This is a genomic window from uncultured Bradyrhizobium sp. (assembly GCF_936928535.1).
GTDB lineage: Bacteria > Pseudomonadota > Alphaproteobacteria > Rhizobiales > Xanthobacteraceae > Bradyrhizobium.
Genome location: NZ_CAKZHY010000095.1, coordinates 1 through 23,984, shown reverse-complemented (window position 1 = coordinate 23,984; position 23,984 = coordinate 1). Strand labels below are relative to the sequence as shown.

General features: G+C 62.1%; 22 protein-coding genes. 13 read left to right on the top strand and 9 right to left on the bottom strand.

All coding sequences use genetic code 11. The annotated features are described in order from the left end of the window. Positions 1-909, bottom strand: coding sequence for an NAD(P)-dependent oxidoreductase (locus tag Q0687_RS17555; protein ID WP_298878997.1), 909 nt, complete (start codon positions 907-909; stop codon positions 1-3). A 176-nt stretch (positions 910-1,085) separates the two neighbouring features. On the opposite strand from Q0687_RS17555, the gene Q0687_RS17550 reads away from it, so the two are divergent. The 6 genes from Q0687_RS17550 (at position 1,086) to Q0687_RS17525 (ending at position 7,402) form a co-directional block, all read left to right on the top strand. Continuing rightward, positions 1,086-2,069: an ABC transporter substrate-binding protein gene (locus tag Q0687_RS17550; RefSeq protein WP_298878995.1), complete on the top strand. Its 984-nt coding sequence runs from the start codon at positions 1,086-1,088 to the stop codon at positions 2,067-2,069. A 71-nt stretch (positions 2,070-2,140) separates the two neighbouring features. Continuing rightward, positions 2,141-3,835: a dihydroxy-acid dehydratase gene (gene ilvD, locus Q0687_RS17545; RefSeq protein WP_298878993.1), complete on the top strand. Its 1,695-nt coding sequence runs from the start codon at positions 2,141-2,143 to the stop codon at positions 3,833-3,835. A gap of 93 nt (positions 3,836-3,928) precedes the next feature. Further along, positions 3,929-4,774 (top strand): ABC transporter ATP-binding protein, encoded by an 846-nt coding sequence (locus tag Q0687_RS17540; RefSeq protein ID WP_298878990.1) that lies wholly within the window; start codon positions 3,929-3,931, stop codon positions 4,772-4,774. Further along, positions 4,771-5,556: an ABC transporter permease gene (locus Q0687_RS17535; protein WP_298878988.1), complete on the top strand. Its 786-nt coding sequence runs from the start codon at positions 4,771-4,773 to the stop codon at positions 5,554-5,556. Before Q0687_RS17540 ends, Q0687_RS17535 begins: the two co-directional genes overlap by 4 nt. Continuing rightward, entirely contained in the window at positions 5,553-6,320 is a 768-nt protein-coding gene (locus Q0687_RS17530; protein ID WP_298878986.1) for an ABC transporter permease subunit, read from the top strand. Before Q0687_RS17535 ends, Q0687_RS17530 begins: the two co-directional genes overlap by 4 nt. A 35-nt stretch (positions 6,321-6,355) precedes the next feature. Beyond that, positions 6,356-7,402, top strand: a complete 1,047-nt coding sequence (locus Q0687_RS17525; protein ID WP_298878984.1) for a peptidase M29 — start codon at positions 6,356-6,358, stop codon at positions 7,400-7,402. Here Q0687_RS17525 and Q0687_RS17520 read toward each other — a convergent pair. From Q0687_RS17520 to Q0687_RS17500, 5 genes are read right to left on the bottom strand one after another with little or no spacing between them, the layout of a single operon-like run. Then, positions 7,399-8,391: a 3-hydroxybutyryl-CoA dehydrogenase gene (locus Q0687_RS17520; protein ID WP_298878982.1), complete on the bottom strand. Its 993-nt coding sequence runs from the start codon at positions 8,389-8,391 to the stop codon at positions 7,399-7,401. The genes Q0687_RS17525 and Q0687_RS17520 overlap by 4 nt on opposite strands. 3 nt (positions 8,392-8,394) lie before the next feature. Beyond that, positions 8,395-9,483: an NAD/NADP-dependent octopine/nopaline dehydrogenase family protein gene (locus tag Q0687_RS17515; protein ID WP_298878981.1), complete on the bottom strand. Its 1,089-nt coding sequence runs from the start codon at positions 9,481-9,483 to the stop codon at positions 8,395-8,397. Further along, positions 9,480-11,006, bottom strand: a complete 1,527-nt coding sequence (locus tag Q0687_RS17510) for an AMP-binding protein (RefSeq protein ID WP_298878979.1) — start codon at positions 11,004-11,006, stop codon at positions 9,480-9,482. The genes Q0687_RS17515 and Q0687_RS17510 overlap by 4 nt, the downstream gene beginning before the upstream one ends. 2 nt (positions 11,007-11,008) lie before the next feature. Next, positions 11,009-12,298, bottom strand: a complete 1,290-nt coding sequence (locus Q0687_RS17505; RefSeq protein ID WP_298878977.1) for an acyl-CoA dehydrogenase family protein — start codon at positions 12,296-12,298, stop codon at positions 11,009-11,011. Between the two features lie 6 nt (positions 12,299-12,304). Beyond that, positions 12,305-13,123, bottom strand: a complete 819-nt coding sequence (locus Q0687_RS17500; RefSeq protein ID WP_298878976.1) for an alpha/beta fold hydrolase — start codon at positions 13,121-13,123, stop codon at positions 12,305-12,307. A 196-nt stretch (positions 13,124-13,319) separates the two neighbouring features. Here Q0687_RS17500 and Q0687_RS17495 point away from each other — a divergent pair, with 196 nt between their 5' ends. The 3 genes from Q0687_RS17495 (at position 13,320) to Q0687_RS17485 (ending at position 16,351) form a co-directional block, all read left to right on the top strand. Continuing rightward, on the top strand, positions 13,320-14,081 hold the full coding sequence (locus tag Q0687_RS17495) for an SDR family oxidoreductase (protein WP_298878975.1): 762 nt from the start codon (positions 13,320-13,322) through the stop codon (positions 14,079-14,081). Positions 14,082-14,123: 42 nt separating this feature from the next. Then, entirely contained in the window at positions 14,124-14,960 is an 837-nt protein-coding gene (locus Q0687_RS17490; protein ID WP_298878974.1) for an enoyl-CoA hydratase family protein, read from the top strand. 140 nt (positions 14,961-15,100) lie between these two features. After that, on the top strand, positions 15,101-16,351 hold the full coding sequence (locus Q0687_RS17485; protein ID WP_298878972.1) for a flavin-dependent oxidoreductase: 1,251 nt from the start codon (positions 15,101-15,103) through the stop codon (positions 16,349-16,351). A gap of 9 nt (positions 16,352-16,360) precedes the next feature. Here the strand turns inward: Q0687_RS17485 and Q0687_RS17480 are convergent, their stop codons facing one another. Further along, positions 16,361-16,819: a cupin domain-containing protein gene (locus tag Q0687_RS17480; RefSeq protein ID WP_298878969.1), complete on the bottom strand. Its 459-nt coding sequence runs from the start codon at positions 16,817-16,819 to the stop codon at positions 16,361-16,363. A 30-nt stretch (positions 16,820-16,849) separates the two neighbouring features. Beyond that, positions 16,850-18,025 carry an ABC transporter substrate-binding protein gene (locus tag Q0687_RS17475; RefSeq protein WP_298878968.1) on the bottom strand — a complete coding sequence of 392 codons (1,176 nt, stop codon included), beginning with the start codon at positions 18,023-18,025 and terminating at the stop codon, positions 16,850-16,852. Between the two features lie 253 nt (positions 18,026-18,278). On the opposite strand from Q0687_RS17475, the gene Q0687_RS17470 reads away from it, so the two are divergent. The 3 genes from Q0687_RS17470 to Q0687_RS17460 all read left to right on the top strand — a co-directional run bounded on the left by Q0687_RS17470 (position 18,279) and on the right by Q0687_RS17460 (position 21,118). Continuing rightward, positions 18,279-18,797 (top strand): MarR family transcriptional regulator, encoded by a 519-nt coding sequence (locus tag Q0687_RS17470; protein ID WP_298878967.1) that lies wholly within the window; start codon positions 18,279-18,281, stop codon positions 18,795-18,797. Between the two features lie 149 nt (positions 18,798-18,946). Continuing rightward, positions 18,947-20,638, top strand: a complete 1,692-nt coding sequence (locus Q0687_RS17465; RefSeq protein ID WP_298878965.1) for a benzoate-CoA ligase family protein — start codon at positions 18,947-18,949, stop codon at positions 20,636-20,638. A gap of 15 nt (positions 20,639-20,653) precedes the next feature. Beyond that, positions 20,654-21,118: a RidA family protein gene (locus tag Q0687_RS17460; RefSeq protein ID WP_298878964.1), complete on the top strand. Its 465-nt coding sequence runs from the start codon at positions 20,654-20,656 to the stop codon at positions 21,116-21,118. A gap of 27 nt (positions 21,119-21,145) precedes the next feature. Here Q0687_RS17460 and Q0687_RS17455 read toward each other — a convergent pair whose 3' ends face one another. Then, positions 21,146-21,874, bottom strand: a complete 729-nt coding sequence (locus tag Q0687_RS17455; RefSeq protein WP_298878962.1) for a CBS domain-containing protein — start codon at positions 21,872-21,874, stop codon at positions 21,146-21,148. A 204-nt stretch (positions 21,875-22,078) separates the two neighbouring features. Here Q0687_RS17455 and Q0687_RS17450 point away from each other — a divergent pair, with 204 nt between their 5' ends. Then, positions 22,079-23,923 carry an alpha/beta fold hydrolase gene (locus Q0687_RS17450; RefSeq protein ID WP_298879478.1) on the top strand — a complete coding sequence of 615 codons (1,845 nt, stop codon included), beginning with the start codon at positions 22,079-22,081 and terminating at the stop codon, positions 23,921-23,923. The last annotated feature ends 61 nt before the right edge of the window (positions 23,924-23,984 follow it).

Sequence of the window (23,984 nt, the reverse complement as noted above, 5' to 3'; positions counted from 1 at the left end):
TCAGCGGTCTGTAGCCGAGAGCTTGTAAATTTCCAGTGCGTCCGCGTCGGCACCGCGTGCGGCCTTGGCCAGCCTGAAGATTTGTCCCGCGAGGGTCGCCATTGGCACCGGGGTCGACGTTGCTTGCGCGACATCGGCGACCGTGTCGAGATCCTTCAACATTGTAGCGATATGGCCGAGTGGCGGTGAGTGAATGCCCTGGACCATGCGCGGCACGAAGAGCTGAAGCGGAATCGAATCCGCAAAGCCGCCAGCGAGCGCCTCCGGCAGCCGGCTGGCGTCAATTCCGGCGTTCGAGGCAAGACGCGTCGCTTCCGCAAGCACAGCCATCGCGCATCCGACGATCACCTGATTGCAGAGTTTTGTGGTTTGGCCGGCGCCGACCGGACCCATGTGGGTAAACCTGCGCGCCATGGCCAGCACATAAGGCCGTGCGCGCTCGATATCGGAGGTCTCTCCTCCGGCCATGATGGCAAGAGTACCTTCTTCGGCGCCCTTTGTGCCGCCGGACACCGGCGCATCGATCCAGCTTGCGCCGTTCGCAGCTTTCAATCGCGCCGCAAGCTCGCGCGCGGCGTCGGGGTGGATCGACGAAAAATCGACCACAAGCTTGCCCATACCGGGACCCGCGGCAAGGCCCGTCTTCCCGAAGATCACCTCTTCAACCGCGGCGGCATCCGTCACGCACATGAAGAGGATGTCGGAGCTCGCCAACAATTCACGCGGCGTGCTCGGGTGGTTGGCGCCAGCCTCGACAAGCGGCGCGACCTTGTCCTCCGAACGGTTCCAGACGCTGACGTGATAGCCGGCCTTGAGCAGCCGACGTGTCATTGGCGCTCCCATCAGTCCCAGGCCGAGATAGCCGAGCCGTTCGACGCCTTGCGGGTTTGCCTTGCTCGCGTCAGCCATAGGTTGCCTCCTCCTGCCGCAGCGCAACGGCGCGACCGCTGTCCCAGCATACATAACGGATACCGCGGCGAAACCGGACCAGCTCGCATGGCTTGCCTGATTGTTTGAACCATGAAACATTCGGACCGGTCGGGTTGGGTGGCGTCGGTCGGCGCCGGAGCAACGGAGTGGGCAAGATGCGGGCAGTTTCGAGCTGGATGCTTGCGGCAGGAGCTATGGCGGCCATGATCGCAGGCGCAAGCCCGGCGTGGACGCAGCAAACGATCCGCGTGGGCTGGACCATCCCGGCCGAGGAATCCAAATACTGGATGATGCGCAGGCCGACCGAATTCCCCGACATCGGCAAGACCTACAACATCGAGTGGACCCAATTTCAGGGCACCGCGCCGATGACGCAGGCATTGGCGGCCGGCGCACTGGATTGTGCGACGCAGGCGCCGCTGTCGCTTGCCAATGGCGTGGTTGGCGGCAATCTCAAAGCCTACATCGTGGCCCAGCACGTCTTCGAGAAGCCTGGTGGCTTCTCGGTCTACTGGGCCGTCAAGGATGACTCGCCGATCAAGACGATTGCGGACCTTAAGGGCAAGACCGTCGGCATTTCTGTGATCGGCGGCGGCACCCAGGGCCCGTTCAACCTGCTTTTGAAGAAAAACGGCGTCGATCCCGCCAAGGACATCAAGCTGGTTGAGGTCGGCTTTGCGGTCTCCGAGGATGCGCTGCGCCAGGGCCGGGTCGATGCAGTCAACATGAACCAGCCGTTTGCAGCGCGCGCAGAGGCGAAGGGCGGTATCAGGAAGCTGTTCTCGCTGTCGGAGGCCATGCCAAATATCGTGCATATCCTGGAGGCCTGCCGCGCCGATTTCGTCGACAAGAATCCGGACCTCGTAAAGGCCTATGTCCGCGATATCACCTCCGGGATGAAGAAGGCACTGGCGAACCGCGAGGAGACCCTGAAGGTCGTGTCCGAAGTACTGAAGGCGCCCGTTCCAGTGCTCGATACTTACCTTCTCAAGGACAACGATTTCGGTCGCGATCCCGGTGCGGCGCCGAACTTCCCTGCGATCCAGAAGATGCTGGACATTTACGCGGACACGGGGATGCTGCCGAAACTGGATGTGGCGCAGTTCAAGCACCCGACGATCATCGCGCCGCTGCAATAGTTGAGCGGGTCGCAAGATAGCGAGGTCGCAGTGTTCCGCCACGCGAGACTTTGCACGAATATGATGCAAGCATGAAGAAGTTGCGATCACGGATCACGACTGACGGGCTCGACCGGGCTCCCCATCGTGCCTTCATGCGCGCAATGGGGCTGGACGATTCGGCCATCGCCAAGCCGATGGTGGGTATTGTCAGCATGAAGGGCGAGCAGACGCCCTGCAATATGACCCATGATTTCCAGGTGGCTGCGGCCAAGACCGGGATTGAGGAGGCCGGCGGGACGCCGCGCGAATTCTCGACCGTCTCGGTGTCGGACGGCATCAGCATGAATCACGAGGGGATGAAATTCTCGCTGTTTTCGCGCGAGCTGATTGCAGATTCGATCGAGGCTGTCGTTCATGGCCTCGCCTATGACGCACTGATCGGATATGGCGGATGCGACAAGACGCTTCCGGGCGTGATGATGGGCATGGTTCGCTGCAACGTGCCTTCCATCTTCATCTATGGCGGCAGCTCCCTGCCGGGTCGCGTGGATGGACGGACGCTGACCGTCCTCGACTCCTACGAGGCTGTCGGCAGCTTCATGACGGGCGAGATCGACGCCGCGACGCTTGAACGGATCGAGCGCGCCTGTCTGCCGACCATCGGGGCCTGCGCCGGTCAGTTCACCGCCAACACCATGGGGATGGTATCGGAGGCGATGGGCCTCACCATTCCCAACGTGTCCATGGTGCCCGGCGTCTATGCCGAGCGCGCACAGATCTCGCGTCGTGCCGGGCGGCTGATCATGGAAATGCTGCAGAGTGGTGGACCACTGCCACGCGACGTCGTGACGCGGAAGTCCCTGGAAAACGGTGCCGCGATCGTTGCCGCGACGGGCGGCTCGACCAATGCCGCATTGCATCTGCCGGCCATCGCGAACGAGGCGGGCATTCGTTTTACGATCGATGATGTCGGCGAAGTATTTGCTCAGACGCCGCTGATCGGAAACCTGCGGCCGGGCGGGAAATACACGGCGAAGGACGTCTACGACATCGGCGGGGCCGCCGTGATAATCCGCGAGTTGATCCAGAGTGGGCATATCGATGGCGGCTGCCTGACAATCACCGGCCGTACGCTTGCCGAAGAATATGGCGCGGCTGAAGCGCCCGACGGAGAGGTCGTTTACGCGGCCCGCGCGCCGATCATGCCCGACGGCGGCGTCGCGGTGCTGAAGGGCAATCTCTGCCCCGAAGGTGCTGTCATCAAGGTGGCCGGTTTGAAAAGCCAGTTCTTCGAGGGCGTCGCGCGCGTCTTCGAGGATGAAGAGGCTTGCGTCGCAGCTGTTCGCGACCGCAGTTACAGGCCTGGCGAGGTCCTGGTGATCCGCAACGAAGGGCCCGTTGGTGGTCCCGGTATGCGTGAGATGCTCGGCGTCACCGCGCTGATTTACGGCCAAGGCATGGGTGAGAAGGTCGCCCTCATCACGGACGGCCGGTTCTCCGGCGCTACGCGCGGCATGTGCATTGGCTATGTATCTCCGGAAGCGTTTGTCGGCGGCCCGCTGGCGCTCGTTCGCGATGGCGACAAGATCCGGATTGATGCTGCCGGTCGCCGCATGGACTTGCTGGTCGACGAGCAGGAACTCGCGGCACGCCGACGCGATTGGAAGCAACGCCCCCCGCGTCATCGCGCCGGTGCGTTGGCGAAATACGCGCGTCTGGTCGGTCAGGCGCCGGGCGGAGCCGTTACGCATGAGGGGCCGGCGGAGTGGCCGTGGTTCGACTGAGTGGCAAGTTTCTTGCTAAGCTCGTGCCACTGATGGAGGACATTCAGCAGATCGGCTGCGTAACCTTCGCGCGTGAGTCAAGCGAGAGACGAGATGAAGGTAGTGCCTTCGAGATCGAGTGAATGGGTGCGACCGGTGACGTCACAACAGCCGGCTTCTGCGATCATCGAGATCGACCGCGTTTCGCAGGTCTTCCAGACCTCGGCGCGCAAGGACCATTTGGCGCTGTCGGAAATCTCTTTGACGATCGAAGAGGGCGCGTTCGTTTCCATTCTAGGTCCGTCCGGCTGTGGCAAGTCGACCCTGCTTTACATCGTTGGTGGCTTCGTCAGTCCAACCAGCGGCGCGGCGAGGATGAAAGGGCAGAGGATTACGGGCCCGGGGCCGGATCGTGGACCGGTCTTCCAGGAGTTCGCGCTGTTTCCCTGGAAGACAGTGCTGGGCAATGTGATGTACGGGCCGCGCCAGCAGGGTGTACGAGCGCACGAAGCAGAAACACAGAGCCGCGCGCTGATCGAGATGGTCGGGCTCAGGGGCTATGAGAGCTTCTATCCGAAGGAGCTGTCGGGCGGCATGAAGCAGCGCGTCGCGCTGGCCCGAACGCTCGCCTACCATCCCGAGGTCCTGTTGATGGACGAGCCGTTCGGTGCACTTGATGCGCATACGCGCACGCGCCTGCAGAATGATCTGCTCAATATCTGGGAGCGCGACCGCAAGACCGTGCTTTTCGTTACGCATTCGGTCGATGAAGCTGTCTTTCTGTCCGACAAGGTCGTGATGATGTCGAAGTCTCCCGGCCGTATCAGGGAAGTCATCGACATCGATCTCCAGCGACCGCGGCGCCGCAACGAGCTCTTGCTCGATCCGCGCTACCAGAAATATGTCGTCGATATCGAGCGCATGTTCGATGAAAGCGACGAAGTCGGATCGCCCTCATGATTTCGCAGGCCGCTATGGCGAAACGTGCAGCGCCCGTGCTGGCTTGCGTCGGATTGCTGGCGATTTGGCAGTTCGCATCGCTCGGGCTCGAGAGCGACAGCTTTCCAACAGCTATTGAAGCCATCCGCGCGATTCCGGATATTCTCGGCGACAAGGAATCGTTGATTAACATCCTGGCCTCGCTCCGCCGCATGGCAATCGGGTTCGGCATCGCCGTGCTGCTTTCGATCCCGTTGGGTCTTTTGATGGGTCGTAGCCGGGCCGTCGCGGCCTTCTTCAATCCGCTCTTGATGATCATCTATCCGGTGCCGAAAGCGGCCCTGATGCCAATCATCATGCTGTGGCTCGGCGTCGGTGACATCACGAAAACGCTGGTGATCTTCCTCGGCGTAAGCTTGCCGGTGATCTATCACAGTTTTGAAGGCGCTAAGGCCGTCGAGGAGAAGATGCTGTGGTCGGGCGCGGCGATGGGGCTTTCACCCTTGCAGCGCCTGGTCCGGATCGTACTCCCGGCCGCGCTACCCGAAATTCTGACCGGGTGCCGGACCGGCCTGGTGCTGGCGCTGATCACGATGATCACAAGCGAGATGATTGCGCGCCAGTCGGGAGCGGGGAACATCTTGTTCAACGCACTCGACATGGGCCAGTACGACACGGTCTATGCGATGATCATCATCGTCGGTGCGATGGGCATCTGCCTAGATGCGGTCTTCGAGCGGGTTCGCGCAAGGCTTGTGCGCTGGTCCGAGCCGCAGTTCGATATGCCGCTGAGCTTCTCATGATGTCACGCTTCTTCTCAACGAACATTGTCTTGGGGCTCGCGCCGATCGCATTGGTGATCGCACTGTGGCAAGGGCTGGTGTCGTTTGGCGTCGCGCCCGCGGTGCTGCTGCCGCCGCCAGGTCTGGTCTTCAGCCGGCTGCTCCAGCAGCTCGTGACATGGACATTCCAGGAGGAAATGGTGGCGACCCTGATCCGGTTGTTCGCCGGATTTTCGATTGCGGTCGTGCTCGGCGTCAGCATTGGCATTGCAGCTGCTGCCAGTCCGGCGATCAACGCCGTGGTTCGGCCCGTCGTGCGGGTGCTTGCGCCACTGCCGAAGGTCGCGCTCTATCCGGCGCTGTTGCTGCTGCTCGGCTTCGGTCACGGCTCGAAGATCACACTAGTGGCCGCGGACGCGCTGTTTCCGATTCTGCTGTCCACCTACTACGGGGCGTCGACGGTAGAGCAGAAACTGATCTGGTCGGCTATGGCGGCGGGAACGCCGCGCTATGAAATCCTGTTCAAGGTGGTGTTACCGGCGGCGATGCCGTCGATCCTCACAGGGTGCCGGATCGGTCTTGTCATTTCCTGCATCGTGGTGTTTCTGGCCGAGATGATCACGTCGACGGATGGACTGGGGCATGCGCTCGTGACGGCGGCTCGCACCTTCCAGGCTGTCGACATGTTCGTGCCTTTGATTACGATCTCGCTGATGGGGCTGATCCTGAACGGCCTGTTGGGTGCTGCGCGATCGTACCTCCTGCGGGGCTTCCCCGAAGCGTGATCTGACGAGCAAGAAAACAAGACCGGGAGTGAACCATGCTGGCTGATCGCATCGAGGCAAAATGGATCGACGCGTTTTGCGAGATCTTTGAACGTTGCGCCGTGAAGGCGGGCGATACCGCAGCGATCCTCTCGGAGACCCAATCACGCGCGTTGAACGTACACCTTACGGAACTGGCCTTGCTGCGGATGGGAGCAAAGCCGTTTCACGTCGTTATGCCGACGCCGCGCAACCGGAACATCGTTCCGGTCCGCTCGACGGGAGCGAGCGAAGCGATCCAAAAGCTTGGTCCCGTCATTAGCGCGCTTCAGCAGGCGGGTTTTGTGGTGGACTGCACCGTTGAGGGCCTGATGCACGCGGCGGAGACGCCTGAAATCCTGAAGGCCGGCGCGCGCATCCTGGTGATCTCAAACGAGCATCCCGAAGCGCTGGAGCGGATGGTGCCGGATTCCGCGCTCGAGAAGCGCGTTCGCGCGGCGGCAAAGATGCTGCGGGGGTCCAAAAGAATGCGGGTCACCTCGAGAGCCGGCACGGCGCTCGATGTGGACATGGCGGGCGCTTCCACGGTTGGCGTCTGGGGATGGACCGACAAGCCAGGTACGTTGGCGCATTGGCCGGGGGGCATCGTCGTGAGCTTTCCCAAGAGCGGGACGATCAACGGCACGCTGGTGATGGCGCCCGGTGATATCAATCTCACCTTCAAGCGCTACCTGACGTCGCCGGTCAAGATGACTTTGAAGGACGATTACGTCGTCGAGTTGGAGGGCGAGGGCACAGATGCCGCGATGATGCGCGCCTATCTCGCTGCCTGGGGTGATCGGGAGGCCTATGCCGTGTCGCATGTCGGCTTCGGCATGAATCCGGCCGCGCGCTACGAGGCGCTCTCGATGTACGACCAGCGCGACACCAATGGCACGGAGATCCGCGCTGTCTCCGGCAACTTCCTATTCTCGACGGGCGCCAACGAATTCGCCGGACGTTACACTGCGGGCCATTTCGACCTGCCGATGATGGGGGCGACCATCGAGCTTGATGGCGTGGCAGTTGTTCGCGAAGGCGTCCTTCAGGATGTGTTCGGCTAGTTGCGGTCGAGCACCGGTGGGCGAGCCAGGTCGAAGTGCCGAAGCAGGTCAACCATGGCCTGGAGCCGTTTTGCACGATAGGCATCGACGTCCAGGCCGGAATAATCGAGGAAGCCTGCGCCGGTGCGCAGGCCGATCCGGCCTTCATGCATGTTGCGGGAAATGACGTCCGGTGCGCGATAGCGGTCGCTGCCGAGCGCGCCTTCGAGATAACGGCTGGCGTAATACAGAATATCCCCACCGCCCCAATCGATGAACTCCAGCAGCCCGAGCACCGCATAGCGGAAGCCGAAACCGTAGCGGATCGCCTTGTCTATCTCCTCTGCGCTGGCGACGCCCTCCTCGACCATGCGCGCGGCCTCGTTCATCGCCAACGCCTGGATGCGCGGCACGATGAAGCCAGGTGTTGCCGCGCAAACTACCGGGACCTTGCCGATGCCTTCGAGCAGCGCTTTGACCTCGTCGATAATGGCGGGGTCGGTGGCCTTGCCGGGCGAGACTTCGACCAGCGGGATCAGATAGGCCGGATTTAGCCAATGCACGTTGAGGAAACGGCGCGGATTCACGATAGCGCCCGACAGATCGTCGACGAGGATGGTCGACGTCGTGGAGGCGATGATTGTGTCCGGGCCGACCTGCTTTGAAGCCGTCGCCAGCACCTCGCGCTTCAGCTCGACGACCTCAGGAACCCCTTCAAAGACGATTTCCGCTTTGGCAAGGGTAGGGCCGCTTTGGTTGGCCGGCACCACCGAGACCCGTGCGATCAGCGGATCAATGTTTGCCTCGGTTAACAGTCCCAGCCTGGACAGGCTGGCAAACGTCTTTCCGATCTCGCCAAGTGCATCCGCCTCCAGCTTGGCGAACTCCTCTGCCGAGCGAGCTTTGATGTCGATCATTGTGACCGTATGTCCTGCGTAAGCAAACGCAACGGCAATGCCGCGTCCCATACGACCGGCTCCGAGGCAGGCAATCTTGGCGCGGCTGCTCATCGGCTAGAATCCCTCACGAAGCAGCGTCTGCAATTCCGCTCTGTGAAGCTCGCCAAGCCCCAAGGTCTCCAATGTTCGGCCGCCTCGCGTAAAGTCCTCACCGCAGATAGCACCGCCGATGGCCAGGAAAGCCTTGGCGAGCGGCGAGGCGACGCCCGCCAGTCCAGCAATGGACACCAGCAGCGACAGCCCAAGCCGCAAATCCTCGCGCATGTAGCGGTGCTCGGTCAGCACGATCTGCTCCCGCCAGTCGCCGGAATCAGTCAGCCGGTCATGCGATCCGCGGCCATACATCCAGATCTCGCCTTCTTTGGCGTAATGATGCGCAAGCGGAAAATGCGGTGCGCCATATCCTAACGCTTCGCGTACCGCAATCCGCTCCGCGTCGAGTGCGTCGGTCACCCGTCGGATCGCGGCTTGTGTTCCCTCCTTGTGAATATCCCAGCGCTCGAAATGCTCGATCGGCCCCGCGTTCATCACGATCAATGGCGGATGGATGATGCAGCCCGCATTCATCAGCGCGCCGGAGAGCGCATCACCGCAGGGCTCGATCACATCAGGGAAAGCCCGGCCAATCACCTCAAGCGCATGTGGCGCCTGATCCAGCGGAAACACGCCAACCGGCAGGCGTTTGGCGCGGATAGTGATGGCGACCTCGAATGGCCCGTGCTTGCGGGTGAGCCAGGGCAGCGTGCCGGTTTCGGCGAAGCTCGCCTTGGCGCGGTTGCCGGCGTCCCGCGCCGCCTGGGCAAAGATCATCGAGCCGAATGTCGCGGGGGGCAAAAAGACCACCTGGCCGTCACGCAGGTGTGGCGCAAGGCGCCGGGCGATATCCTGCTGCGCGAAGGCGGGGGCAGGGCAAACCACTAGTTCGACACCGTCGACGGCTTCGGCGATGTCGGTGGTCACCAGCGCCAGCTTAACGTCGTGGCAGCCGTTGTGATCCTTCACCTGGATGCGAGAGCCGGCGGCGCGATGTGCTGCCACCTGATTCGCGTCGCGCCGCCAGAGCCGGACCTCATGCCCCGCCAGGGCAAAATCGCCCGCTGCTGCGAAAGAGCCGTTTCCTCCACCCAGAACTGCGATCTTCAAGATGCTTCTCCTTGCGCTCGCGACTGCGCATCGAGCTGCTTCAGCAGAAAATGCTGGACCTTGCCAAGTGCCGTGCGCGGCAGATCCGCAACGAAAACGACGTCGCGGGGAACCTTATAGCGGGCAAGCTGGGATTGAACGTGGGCCTTCAGCTCGTCCGCTTCTAGACGGCAGCCGGATCGTCGGATGACATAAGCGATGGGCACTTCGTCCCAGCGCGGGTCCGGTCGTCCGATTACCGCGCATTCGCTGACATCGGGATGCTCGAGCAAGACGCGCTCAACTTCTGCCGGATAAATGTTCTCGCCGCCGGAGATGATCGTATTCTTCTTGCGGTCGCGGACCCAGAAGTAACCGTCGGCGTCGCACAAGCCGATGTCGCCGGTGCGATACCAGCCGTCGTGGAGCGCGTCGCGCGTGGCGTCTGCATTGCTCCAGTATTCAAAGAACACGTTGGGTCCGCGCACGGTGATTTCGCCTGGCGTACCCGCAGGCATCTCATTGCCGGCCTGATCGATCACCTTCGCGTCGCAGCAGAGGCCGGCAAGGCCGGTTGATCCCGAGCGCGACAGGTCGCCGCCGAGGCGGGTGTAGACCGCGATGGGGCAGGTTTCCGTCGAGCCGTAGACCTGCAGCACTGGGACGCCGCGCGTAACGAAGCGATCAATGAGGTGCGGCGGCACGATGGTTGATCCGGTGGCGACGGCTTTCAGCGAAGAGAGATCAGTCGTGGCCCACGCCGGGTGCTCGCTGACGGCCTGGATGATGGCCGGCACCATGACCGTCAGGGTCGGCCGGTCCCGTTCGATCGCCGCAAGCGCAGTGTCCGGGGTGAAGCGAGCGTGGACCGTCACGGTCGCGCCAAGCTGAAGTGCCGCCGTTGTCTGGATGTTGAGCCCGCCGACGTGAAAGAACGGAAGCACCGTCAGCACGTGATCGTCCGATGTCATGTTGTGCATGTGCTGGCTCATGACGCCGTTCCAGAACAACGCCTCCTGACGCAGCACCGCGCCCTTGGGCCGTCCTGTCGTGCCCGACGTGTAGACAATTAGCAGCGGACAGGAGAGATCGGCATGCGGATTGCGTGCGCTTCCCTCGCCGCCGGCTAGCAAGTTTTCGTAGGATTTGCCGCGGGACGGCGCAAAATCGAGGCCGACGACGGCCGTCCCCGGCGCGATCTCGGGAAGGACGCCTTCAAATGCCTGCTCGAGCACCAGCACTTTGGCGCCAGAATCGGTGAGAATGAACCGCTGTTCGGCGACCGCCAAGCGCCAGTTCAACGGCACGAGCATCGCGCCGAGCCGCGCGCAGGCGTAGAGCAGGACCAGATAGTCCGGCCGATTCAGGCTCAGGATCGCGACGCGGTCACCGCGCCCGACACTGAACTCCTGCTTCAGGGCTGTTGCGGTCCGTTCGATCCGATGGGCCAACGCCGCGTAGCTCAGCCGCTGCCCTTCGAAGGCAATGGCTGTCTTGTCCGGCGCAAACGCCGCGTTGCGATCGATCAGACTACAGAGATCCACCGTCAGTCGTCCGTTTCGCCGGCCTCGTAAAGCGCCTCGCGGCCGATCCGGTCGAGGCAAAGTTCAGCTGTCCAGGGCAACATCAGCGAACCGCAGCGGCTGTCGCGGTAGATGCGCTCCAGCGGCAGCGAGCGGAGCATGGCCTGTCCGCCGCAGGTGCGGATCGCAAGCGCAGCGAGCTCATTGGCGCCCTCCATCACCGAATATTGCGCGGCGTAGGCTCGCAGTACCTGCTCCTTGCTCGGATTGGCGCGCGCCTCCGTTACGGCCTGGAACCAGATTCCCTTGATCTGCTCCAGCTTGATCTGCATCTGTGCGACTGCAATCTGTTTGGTCGGGTACATCCGGCGCTTGACCGGCGGCATGCCCGGCACCTCGCCACGCAGATAACGCACGGTGAAATCATGGGCGGCCTGCGCGAGCCCCATATAGGTCGGTGACAGCGTCAGGAACATGTGCGGCCAGCGCATCGCCGCCTGGAAGTACACGCCGCGTGGCATCAGCGCGGAATCTTCCGGAACGAAGACATCCTTGAACAGGATTGTTCGCGAGACCGTGCCCCGCATGCCGAGGGGATCCCAATCGCCGACGATGGAGACGCCTTGCGACTTCGCGGGGATCGCGAGGTAAAGCGTATTGCGGCGCGAGGCCTTTTCGCCTTCCTCGATCTCCGTGCAGAGCACGCCGTAATAGTCGGCGTGGCCTGAGAGCGATGCAAAGATCTTCTTGCCGTTGACGATCCAGCCGCCGGCGACGGGCCTTGCTTCTGTGCCGAACGCAACGCCACCGGCGGCTGCCGCGCCCCCCTCCGAAAATGGTTGCGAATAGATCGCGCCGTCTTCGGTGATGCGTTTGTAGTGGATTGCCCGTCGGCGCTCGTGTTCCGCACGGGTTTCCGCGTCCATGTCGAGGTCATCCGCCAAAGGCCCCGACCACAGCGTCGAACAGACGTGCATGTTCCAGGTCAGCGCGGTCGCGCCGCAATAGCGGCCGATCTCGGCGGCCGCCAGCGCGTACGTCTGGTAGTTCGCTCCCAGGCCGCCGTGCTTCTTGGGTACAGCGATGCCGAGCAGACCGACGCGATGCAGGTCACGATAGTTCTCGGTCGGGAAAATCGCCTCGCGATCATAGGCGGCGGCACGACCGGCGAACACGCTTTGGCCGATCTCACGCGCCCGCGCGATGATGGCAGCCTGTTCGTCGTTCAGCCGGAACGCTACTGGATCGAAGATCGGTGCGTCCAGCGCAACCTTATCAGTTGCGCCCATGGTCTTGCTGACTTGCATGGTCATTTCGCGTCATTCGTGGTCTGCAGCGATGGAATCGACAAAGTCGCCGAGCGCTTCGTTGAAGGTATCAGGGCGTTCGAGGTTGGCGAGATGGCCGGCGCCGGCGAGTTCGACATATTTGGCCGCGGGAATATAGGTTGCCGTCTTTGCCATCATCGGTGCAGGCGCGTTATTGTCCTTCGAACCGGACAGCAGCAGCGTCGGCACTGAAATGTCTTTGAGCGTGCCGCGCTGGTCAAAGCCGATCAACGCGAGCATCATGGCGCGATAGCTCGCTTCGGGCACGCTCGCCATGCACTCGCGCGCTAGCTCGATGCCTTTTTGATCGGGATCGTCGCCGACGAGTTCCTTCACCAGAGACGGTGCCAGAGACTTCATGGTCTCGCCGCGATCGAGCGGACCAAGCCGCGCTGCGATGAACGACTTTTGCCAGTCGCCGTCGGCCTTGCCGAAGGCCGGGCTTGTCTGTGCCAGAACCACCGCGCGCGCCACTTTTGGCGCTTGGACCAGCCATTTCTGGACGATCATGCCACCGATCGAATGGCCGACCAGAATGGGCTTTGTCGCCCCGAGTTGCTCGATGAATTGCTGGAGCGCATCGGCCAGGGCAGCGATACTGACGCTGGCGAGCGGGGCCGATCCGCCATATCCCGGCATGTCCCACGCGATCGTGCGGAAACGATCGCCGAATGCGGCAAGCTGTTGCCGCCAGGCCCGCGCCGCGCCGCCGATTCCATGAAGGAAAATCAAGGGAGTTGCGCCTGGATCGCCAGCGGCTTCATAGGCGAAGCGTCCATCCTTTGTTATCATTGGCGAAGGCTGCGGCACGCGACATCCTTTGGCTTGGCCCAGCGATGCTAACAGGCCTGTGAGGGATGGGAAGAGATAATTTTATACTTAAAGCAATTTTCGGGCCGGTCGCCTGCGCAACATTATGCGCTACATCCGTCGGTGCTTTCGTTGCAAAAATTTGAAGGTTAAAATATATCGGAGGAACGATCAGCAGATCCCAGGGAGCAAGCGCATGTCCGGATTGCCGCATTCGCCGCACGCGCTGGTGACCGGAGGCGGTCGCGGCATCGGCCGCGCGATTGCCTCTGCCCTTGTTGGCGCCGGCGCCAACGTGACAGTGCTTGGCCGGAATGCCGCTTCTCTCGAGGAGGCGGTCAAAGCCGGTGCTGCGCATCATGCCGCCGTTGCTGACGTCTCGGATGAAGCTGCACTGAAGGAAGCTATCGCCGCAGCGCATGCGCGAAAGCCGATCGATATCCTGGTTGCGAATGCCGGCAGCGCCGAATCCGCGCCGTTCGCCAAATCGGACAGTGCGCTCTTCACCCGCATGATGGATGTCAATTTCATGGGCGTTGTCCATGCCATCAGCGCTGTGCTGCCGGGAATGAAGGATCGCCCTTACGGGCGTATCGTCGCGATCGCATCGACAGCCGGGCTCAAGGGCTATGCCTATGTGAGCGCTTATACAGCGGCCAAGCACGCCGTGGTCGGTCTCGTGCGCGCACTTGCGCTGGAAATAGCCGGCAGCAACGTGACCGTGAATGCGGTGTGCCCCGGCTTCACCGACACGGATCTCGTCGCCGGCAGCATCGACAACATCATGAAGAAGACCGGGCGCACCCGCGAGCAGGCGATCGCAGAGCTCGCGAAGCATAATCCACAGGGGCGTCTGATCACGCCGCAGGAAGTGGCGAATGCCGTGCTCTGGTTGTGCAGCGAGAACGCCGGCGCGATCACCGGGCAGGCGATTGCGGTCGCCGGTGGCGAAATCTAGCGTCGTGGCGCAGGTGCGGAACAAGGAAGCCAAGGAGATTGCATGAGCAGACCAGCCAATCCCGTCACCGTGCCACTTGCGGACTATTCGCCGCAGCACTTCCTGCTGGCCGTTGTCGAGGGCGTTGCCACCGTGACACTCAACCGCCCGGAGCGGAAGAATCCGCTGACATTCGAGAGTTATCGTGAGCTGACGGACTTCTTCCGGGCCTGCGCGTTTGACGACGCGGTTAAATCCATTGTCGTCACCGGTGCCGGCGGCAATTTCTCTTCTGGTGGTGACGTGTTCGAAATCATCGGCCCGCTCGTCAAAATGGATACCAAGGGGTTAACCGCCTTCACCCGGATGACGGGCGATCTGGTCAAAGCGATGCGCGCCTGTCCGCAACCGATCGTAGCCGCAGTCGAGGGCATCTGCGCCGGCGCCGGCGCAATCATTGCCATGGCGTCCGATATGCGGCTCGCAGCAAGCGCAGCCAAGGTGGCGTTCCTGTTTAATAAGGTCGGCCTTGCCGGCTGCGACATGGGCGCCTGCGCGATCCTGCCGCGGATCATCGGGCAGTCCCGCGCTTCCGAGTTGCTCTACACTGGCCGCTTCATGACTGCGGAGGAGGGGGAGAGGTGGGGTTTCTTCAACCGCATCGTGACGCCGGAGCAGGTGCTGCCCCAGGCGCAGCTGCTGGCCAAGCAGGTGGCGGAAGGGCCGACTTTCGGCAACACGATGACCAAGCGCATGCTAGCCATGGAATGGGCGATGTCGGTCGAGGAGGCTATCGAAGCGGAGGCCGTTGCCCAGGCCCTGTGCATGACGACGGCCGATTTCGAGCGTGCTTTTCAGGCCTTCGCCAACAAGGTCAAACCGGTCTTCAGGGGCGATTGAGCGGCGGTTTGGGCCGCAATTAAGGCTAAGCCCAAGACGGCGGCCGAGGTCGCGGCGGACGCGACAAAGCCGCTTGCGGCGGGGTGACCGGCCGTGCGACGCTAACCCCGTTGCCTGTGTATCGAGTGGAGTTGAGGGCGATGAAGGCGATTGTCGTCGGTGGCGGTATCGGTGGTCTCACCACAGCTTTGATGCTGCGGGCCCGCGGCATTGGATGTGAGATTTTCGAGCAATCCGATACGATCCGCGAGCTAGGCGTCGGCATCAACACGCTGCCGCATGCCATGCGAGAGCTTGCCGGCCTTGGCCTGCTGCAGAAGCTCGACGACGTCGCAATCCGTACCGATCAGCTCTACTACCTCAACCGCCATGGTCAGGAGGTCTGGCGCGAAGCCCGCGGCGTCGATGCTGGCCACGACGTGCCGCAGTTCTCGATCCACCGTGGCCGCCTCCAGGGCGTCATCCACCGCGCCGTCGAAGAGCGGCTCGGGACGGATTCAATCCATACTGGTTGCCGGCTCGGCGCATTCACGCAGGACGAGGGTGGCGTCACCGCTTATTTCTTCGATCGTGCAGGTGCGCACATCCACACCGCGCGGGGCGATATCCTGATCGGCGCCGACGGCATCCATTCGCGCGTTCGCGAGGCGCTATTCCCGAACGAGGGTCCGCCGTGCTGGAACGGCCTGATGCTGTGGCGCGGTGCGCGCGATTGGCCGCTGTTCCTCACTGGCAAATCGATGATCGTGGCCGGTGGCCTCAATGCCAAAGTGGTCGTCTATCCCATCGCCGAGGGATCGAGCCCGGCGAGCCGTCTGACCAATTGGGCGGTGCTGGTGAAAGTTGGCGAGGGCAATGCGCCGCCTCCGCGCAAGGAAGACTGGTCGCGGCCGGGCCGACGTGAGGAGCTGATGCCGCACGTCGCGCGCTTCTCGGTACCCTACATCGACGTAAAGAGCCTGATTTCGGCCACGCCGGAGTTCTATGAATATCCGACGTGCGACCGCGATCCGTTGCCCTATTGGTCGTCGGGCCGCGTCACGCTGTTGGGTGATGCCGCGCATCCCATGTATCCGGTTGGCTCGAACGGCGCCTCGCAGGCAATCCTTGATGCGCGCTGTCTCGCCGACGCGTTGGTGCGTGCCGAGCATCCGCGTCAGGCTTTGATGGAATACGAGAAGAAGCGCCTGCCGATGACCGCTGATATCGTCCGATCCAACCGGCGCGGTGGCCCCGAAGGCGTCATCGACGCCGTCGAGCAGCTCGCGCCCGACGGCTTCGACAATGTCGACAACGTCTTGAGCTATTCCCAGCGCGAAGCCATCGTGCGCGGCTACGCGACCAAAGCTGGCTTCGCCGCGGTGCCAGGACTCGCGGCGGTGCGCGCTTAAGAAAGGTCGCTAGCCGGCGCCGGGAGGCGGCGGCAGGAAGTGGATGTTGAACTCGGCGGCCATCGCCACGACGTCCTCTGGCTTTTGTTCCTTCATGTTGTGAAGGCCCCAGAACAGGTCGAACAGTTTTTTGGTCGGCGACACCCAGAACAGTACTTTTGCTGTTTGCTCCGACTTGTTGAAGATGCCGTGCGGCACGCCCATGCCAAGTCGGATCAGATCGCCGGGCGCTGCTTGCGCCTCTGAATTGCCGAGCACGAAGTCGAGTTTGCCCTCCAGCATGTAGAGATATTCGTCCTGGTCGGGATGAATGTGCGGCGGCACGAATGTGCCGGGCGGCAGCGTCGCATGCCAGGAGAAGCTGTTCTCGCTACAGCTCTTCGGGACATAGGTCTGGCCCAGGATGTTCCAGGAAATGCCTTGGATACCCTCGTTGGCCCGCGTGATGCCGGTGATTTCGCTCTTCATGGTATTCCTCCCTTAGCGCGACGCGCGGTCTTAGTTGGCGGCCTTGCAGTCCTTGGCGTAACGGTCGCCGTAATTCTCGAAGACCTTCTGAACGATTTCGGTCTGGAATTTGCCGTCCGGACGCTTGGCGACCTTGGTCAGATAAAAGTCCTGGATCGGATAACCGTTGGTGTTGAATTTGAACGATCCCCGCAGCGACGTGAAATCCGCCTTCTTCAGGGCTGCCCCAACAGCCTCCTTGTCGGAGAGGTCGCCCTTCACACCCTTGACTGCGCTGTCGATCAGCATCGCAGCGTCATAACCCTGCATGGCATAGGTGCCGGGCACGCTGTTATAGGCGGCCTCATAGGCAGCGACGAACTTCTTGTTCGGGGCATTGTCGAGATTAGGCGCCCAGTTGGCGCCGCCAAACATTCCAACAGCCGCGTCCTGCTGTGCCGGTAGGGTCGATTCGTCCACCGTGAAGGCCGAAAGCACCGGAATGCTGTCGGCAAGACCCGCCTGCTTGTACTGCTTGACCAGGTTGACGCCGAGGCCGCCAGGCATGAACGTGAAGACAGCATCAGGCTTCTGCGAAGCAATTTTGGACAGCTCCGGCTGGAAGTCCAGCGTGTTGAGCGGCAAATAGGATTCTTCGACGATCTCGCCCTTGTAGTCGAGCTTGAAGCCGGCGACGGAGTCCTTGCCGGCTTGATAGTTCGGCACCATCAGATACATGCGCTTGTAGCCACGATCCTGCGCGACCTTGCCGAGGATCTCGTGGACCTGGTCGTTCTGGTAGGACGTCACATAAAAGAACTGGTTGCAGTCCTTGCCGGCGAAAGTCGAAGGACCCGCATTGGGGCTGATCAGGAATACCTTGGATTCCGTGACCGGCTTGTGGATCGCCTGAAGGATGTTGGAGAAGATCGGTCCGACCACGAAGTCGACCTTGTCGCGCTCAAGCAGACCCTTGACCTTGGTCACAGCCGCATCCGGCTTGAGCTCGTCGTCGACCACGACCACCTCGACATCCCGGCCTCCCATCTTGCTGCCGAGATCCTTCACAGCGAGCGCGAAGCCATCGCGAACCTGCTGACCAAGCGCGGCAGCGGGTCCGGAGAGGGTCACGATCACGCCCAGCTTGATCTTCTCCTGCGCGAGGGCAGGGCTCATCGCGGTGCCGAGAAGAAGTGCGGTTGCTGCCAAGGTCAGTTGCGTCTTCATGATTGATCCCCCCTAACGATTGCGCCTGCATTGCAAGCCGCGTACTCCGAGACAAGCTTATGCCGATGACGGCGTTCGCGGCAAGCCAAGCTCACGGCCGCCGTCATCGTGCGGGCAGCGACGCATGCAAACGGCGCGCCAATTATTTGAAGCCTAAAGAAATTCGTATGCGGTCGATTGTTGCAGCTTTGGGCTTGCGGCCGGCGCCGATTTATTTGAAGCTCAAAACGTTGGGGGATCCGGGCCGGCGCCAATGCCGGCCGTGAGTGACTGCATCGAAATGCTCGATTCCGAGACGAAGGCCGTCGAAACTCCGGAGGACCACGCCGAAGAGCTCCGGCTGTGGTTACGTTTGCTCACCTGCACGACCCTGATCGAGGGTGAGGTCCGCGGTCGGCTGCGGCAGCGCTTCGACGTCACGCTGCCGCGCTTCGATCTGATGGCGCAGCTCGACAAGGCGCCCGACGGCATGACGCTGTCGGATGTCTCAAAGCGCATGATGGTGTCCAACGGCAACGTCACCGGCCTCGTCGAACGCCTCGTGGAATCCGGCCATCTCGACCGCCGCACCTCGGAGACCGACCGCCGCGTCCAGGTTATCCGCCTCACAAAGCTTGGTCGTGCTGAATTTCGCAGAATGGCTGCGGAACACGAGACGTGGATCGCCGATCTCTTTGCCGATCTGACGCCCAAGGATGTGCGTGAGCTGATGCGGCTACTGGCCAAGACCAAGGCATCGGCGCAGAAATCTGCCGCTCGTCGCAAGCCCTAGTCTACGGGCCGAGGCGCCCGCCAATCCCACTTTGCCGCACGAAAATCCATGGGATGCCCAAAATCCGCTATTGCGCAAAATTGTTTTAAGCCTAAAATGTTTTTCCAGTGAGTGCTGCCGGGTGCTTTCCATGCGCAAAGGAGCGTGCGATGGCCAACGCTGCCAAGGTTCAAGTCTCGGGCTCGCATGACGGCGACGTCGCGACCGCCCATGTCGATACGTTCGCGCGGCAGCATCTGCCGCCGCCTGACCTCTGGCCGGAGTTTATCTTCACGCGGCCGGAACTGCGCTATCCGGCGCGATTGAATTGCGTCAGCTATTTCCTCGACCGCTGGGTCGAGCAAGGGCACGGCGACGCGCCTTGCGTCATCAGTCCCGCCGTCAGCTTTACCTATCGCGAATTGCAGGCGCTGGTGAATCGCATCGCCAATGTGCTGGTTGGCAAGCTCGGTCTCGTCACCGGCGGCCGCGTGCTGTTGCGCTCCGCCAACAGCCCGATGATGGTTGCGACCTATCTCGCAGTCATCAAGGCAGGTGGCATCTGCGTGGCGACCATGCCGCTGCTGCGCGCCAAGGAGTTGTCCTATCCGATCCAGAAGGCCGAGATCACGCTCGCGCTCTGCGACGGAAAACTCTCCGACGAGATGGAGAAGGCGAAGCTGGCGGCGCCCGGCCTCAAGCATGCGGTGTATTGGGGCAACGGCGCGGCAGACTCGCTCGATACGCTGATCGCGGATGCAAGCACCGAGTTTACGGCCGTCGATACCGCCGCCGACGATATCTGTCTGATCGCCTTTACGTCGGGCACGACCGGGGATCCCAAGGGCACGATGCATTTCCACCGGGACATGCTGGCGGTGTGCGATGGTTACGCACGCAACATCCTGCGAGCCGAGCAAAAGGACCGTTTCATTGGATCGGCGCCGCTGGCCTTTACTTTCGGCTTCGGCGGCGTGCTGTTTCCGATGCACATCGGTGCTTCCTTCGTCGTGCTGGAGAAGACGACGCCCGATGACATTCTCTCGGCGATCGAGCAATACAAGACCACGGTCTGCTTCACGGCACCGACAGCTTACCGCGCCATGATCGGCAAGCTTCAAGGCCGCGACATTTCCTCCCTGCGAAAGTGCGTCTCCGCCGGCGAGACGCTGCCCAAGCCGACATTCGATGCCTGGCTGAAGGCGACGGGCATCAAGCTGATGGACGGCATCGGCTCGACCGAGCTGCTGCACATCTTCATCAGTGCGACCGAGGACGAGATTCGTCCCGGCGCGACCGGCAAGCCCGTTCCGGGTTACGAGGCGAAGATCGTCGATGATGACGGCAAGGATTTGCCGCCAGGCACAATGGGGAAGCTCGCTGTGCGCGGGCCGACCGGCTGCCGTTATCTCGCCGACGAACGGCAGAGGAAATACGTTCAGAACGGCTGGAACATTACCGGCGACACCTATCTAATGGATAGCGACGGTTACTTCTGGTACCAGTCCCGCTCGGACGACATGATCGTGTCATCCGGCTATAATATCGCGGGTACCGATGTGGAAGCGGCCTTGCTCACCCATCCTGCGGTTGCCGAGTGCGGTGTTGTCGGCGCGCCGGACGAGGCGCGTGGGATGATCGTGAAGGCCTATGTCATAGCCGCACCCGGCGTGATGCCGGATGCAAAGCTCGCGGCCGAGTTGCAGGAGCATGTCAAACGCGAAATCGCGCCGTACAAATATCCGCGCGCGATTGAGTTTGTGACGCAACTGCCGAAGACCGAGACCGGCAAATTGAAGCGTTTCGCCTTGCGGCAACTGGCGCAGGCGGCTGCGACGTCCTCAGGCGTCGCGGCGGAATGAGATGAGGATCTAGCATTGTCCGCGACAACATCGAAAGGCCCCCAGCTTGCGGTGCTACCGAGCGGCGCCGAGGCTGACAGCAGCCCCAAGGCAAAGGTGCTTCAGCCCTCCGGCTGGCCGATGCCGAAGGGCTATGCCAACGGTATGGCCGCCGAGGGGCGCATTGTTGTCACGGGGGGCGTGATCGGCTGGGACGCCCAGGAGCGTCTCGCGGACGGCTTTATCGCGCAGGTGCGGCAGACCCTGAGCAACATCGCCGAGATCCTGGCCGAGGCCGGCGCGCAGCCCGAGCATCTGGTGCGTCTGACCTGGTACGTGGTCGATATGGAGGAATACCTCACAAACCTGAAGGAGCTCGGCAAGATCTACCGTGCTGCCCTCGGCACGCACTATCCCGCGATGGCCCTGGTTCAGGTCGTGCGTCTGGTCGAGAAGGCGGCGCGCGTCGAGATCGAGGCTACCGCGATCATTCCTCGCTGAGTCGCCTTCCGCGCGGAGCTCGCTATTTCAGCTCGCTTTGGCGAGATCGTCATCCTCGGGCGAGTTCAGATAGACGCCCGACATGGTGTCGACCCAGCAAAGATGGTCGTGCACCTTTTTGACGCCTTCGACGTTCTCCGCGGCGACGACCGCCGCCTGTCGTGCCCGCTCCTCGGTAATGACACCACTTAGGTGAACGATACCATCGCGCACGATGACGTTTAGCCCGAACGGGCACCAATCGTTCTTCTCCATGGCGTCGATGATGCGGCCGCGGATGTGATCGTCGTCCGCGGTCGGATCCGGCACCTCGCGAGCGAGGCCGGCCACGGCCTGGAGCAGGTTGGCGCGCGACACGATTCCGACGACCTTGTCGCCGCGAACCACCGGCAGGCGCTTGACGTTGTTGCGTTCCATCAGGTCAACGATCTCGGCGAGCGCGGTATCCTCGGTAATGGTTATGGGCGATGCGGTCATCACCTCGGAAACCTTGCGGCCGTGTTCGTGGACGAAGTCGCCGGCCGACTTGCCGGGCCCGAGGATGAACCGCAGCCAGCGCCCGCGCTTGCGCCCAGTGCCGATCTCGCTGCGCCGGATGAAGTCGCCTTCCGAGACCACGCCGACCAGCTTGCCGCCGTCCTCGACGACGGTAAGTCCGCTGACATGGCGCTTCAACATGATGTTGGCTGCTTCGACGATGCTGGTGTCGGGCGTGACCGAGATAACCGATCGGGTCATGATCTGGTGGGCGCGCATGGTGTGCTCCGCTGGCTTTTCAAATTTTGACAGCTTGAAATCTAGATCGCGCCCGGCGGTATGGTTTGACCCATGTCAAACGACGAGATCGGTGCGTCCCGGTTGAGCTGTTGTGATCAACCTCGGCAATTGATGCAGCTCAACGTTTCCGGCGCAGAAAGCCATATCCTGCCCGTGAGCAGAAGCGCACGAGAATCCCTGGCCATGAGCGTCGTACAGATCCTTCCTCGGACCGGCGAGCCGGTGTTGCCGACGTCATTCGTCGAACCCGCTGTTGAAGCCGCCTTGGATGCGACGAACAGCGCCCCTCTCGCCGAGACGCAAACCGCCGAGCCGGTGTCTGAGCGCTATTCGATGGACCGCATATTCCATGCGATACTGGCGCGGTACACGGGCGGAATTTCGCCGATCGCCTTGACGCTCGCGTGGCTCGACTGGAGTTCCCATCTGGCGGCGGCACCGCAGCGACGGCTGGAGATCGCCACGAACGTCATTCGTGATAGCAGCCGGTTGCTGCAAGCGGCTACATACGCGACATCAGCGGGGATGGAGCCCTGGTCTGTGATCCGGCCGGGGAAACGGGACCGCCGTTTCAAGGAGCCGCAATGGGAGGCGCCGGCCTTCAATCTTCTTGCGCAGGCGTTTCTGCTCGGAGAGCGCTGGTGGCACGACGCCACGACGGGCGTGCGAGGGGTCTCGCATGCGAATGAAGCCATCGTCGAATTCTCGATGCGTCAGATACTGGACACGCTTGCACCGTCGAATTTCGCAGCAACAAACCCGGAAGTGCTGGAGAAGGCGTTTCAAAGCGGCGGAGAGAATTTTGTCTTTGGCTGTCAGAACTGGTACGGCGATCTTATGCGGATGCTGTTGGCCGCAAAGCCGGCCGGGAATGACCAGTTTGTCGTCGGCCAGACGGTTGCGGCCTCGCCCGGAAAGGTCGTCTACCGCAACGCGCTGATCGAACTGATCCAGTATTATCCGACAACAGCAAAAGTGCGGCCCGAACCGATCCTGATCGTGCCGGCCTGGATCATGAAATACTATATCCTCGATCTTTCGCCGCAGAACTCGCTGGTTAAATTTCTCACCGATCAGGGCTTTACTGTGTTCGCGATTTCCTGGCGCAATCCGGACGCCAGGGATCGGGATGTTGCGTTTGACGACTATCGCAGGCAGGGGGTGATGGCCGCGCTGGATGCGATTGGCCGAATCCTGCCCGGACAGAAAGTCCATGCGCTCGGCTATTGCCTTGGCGGAACTCTGCTGTCGATCGCCGCTGCTGCGATGGCACGCGATGGCGATGATCGGCTCGGCACCATCACGCTTCTGGCCGCACAGACCGACTTTACCGAGGCTGGCGAGCTGACGCTTTTCATCAACGAGAGCCAGGTCGCCTTTCTTGAAGACATGATGTCGCAGCGAGGCTATCTGGATACGGCACAGATGGCCGGCGCGTTCGCGCTGCTGCGTTCGAACGATCTGATCTGGTCGCGGCTGCTGCACGACTACCTGATGGGCGACGCGGTGCCGCCGAGCGATCTGATGGCCTGGAACGCGGATGCAACGCGATTGCCCTATCGCATGCATTCGGAATATCTGCGTAAGCTGTTCCTTGACAATGATCTCGCCGAAGGACGTTACGTCGTGGACGGCAGGAACATCTCGCTTTCCGACATTCATGCGCCGATGTTCGCGGTCGGCACGATCACCGATCATGTGGCGCCGTGGCGATCCGTGCACAAGCTCCATTACCAGGTCGATGCTGACCTGACCTTCCTGTTGACCAGTGGCGGCCACAACGCTGGCGTCGTCGCGCCGCCCGACGAGCCCGGGCACAGCTATCAGGTGATGACCAAGGTTGCAGACGCGCCCTATGTCGGCCCGGATGAATGGCTGAAGCTGGCGCCCCAAGTCGAGGGATCGTGGTGGCCGGAGTGGACCCGCTGGCTCGTCGCGAGATCCGGCGCGCTCTGTGATCCGCCGCGGACCGGATATGGCGACCTCGATGGCCTGCCCGATGCTCCCGGCGATTACGTCCGCACCTAGACGATTGATTCCAAGAAACCTGCGCTGGAACTGATTGAGTGTTGGCGGATTCCTCGGTTGC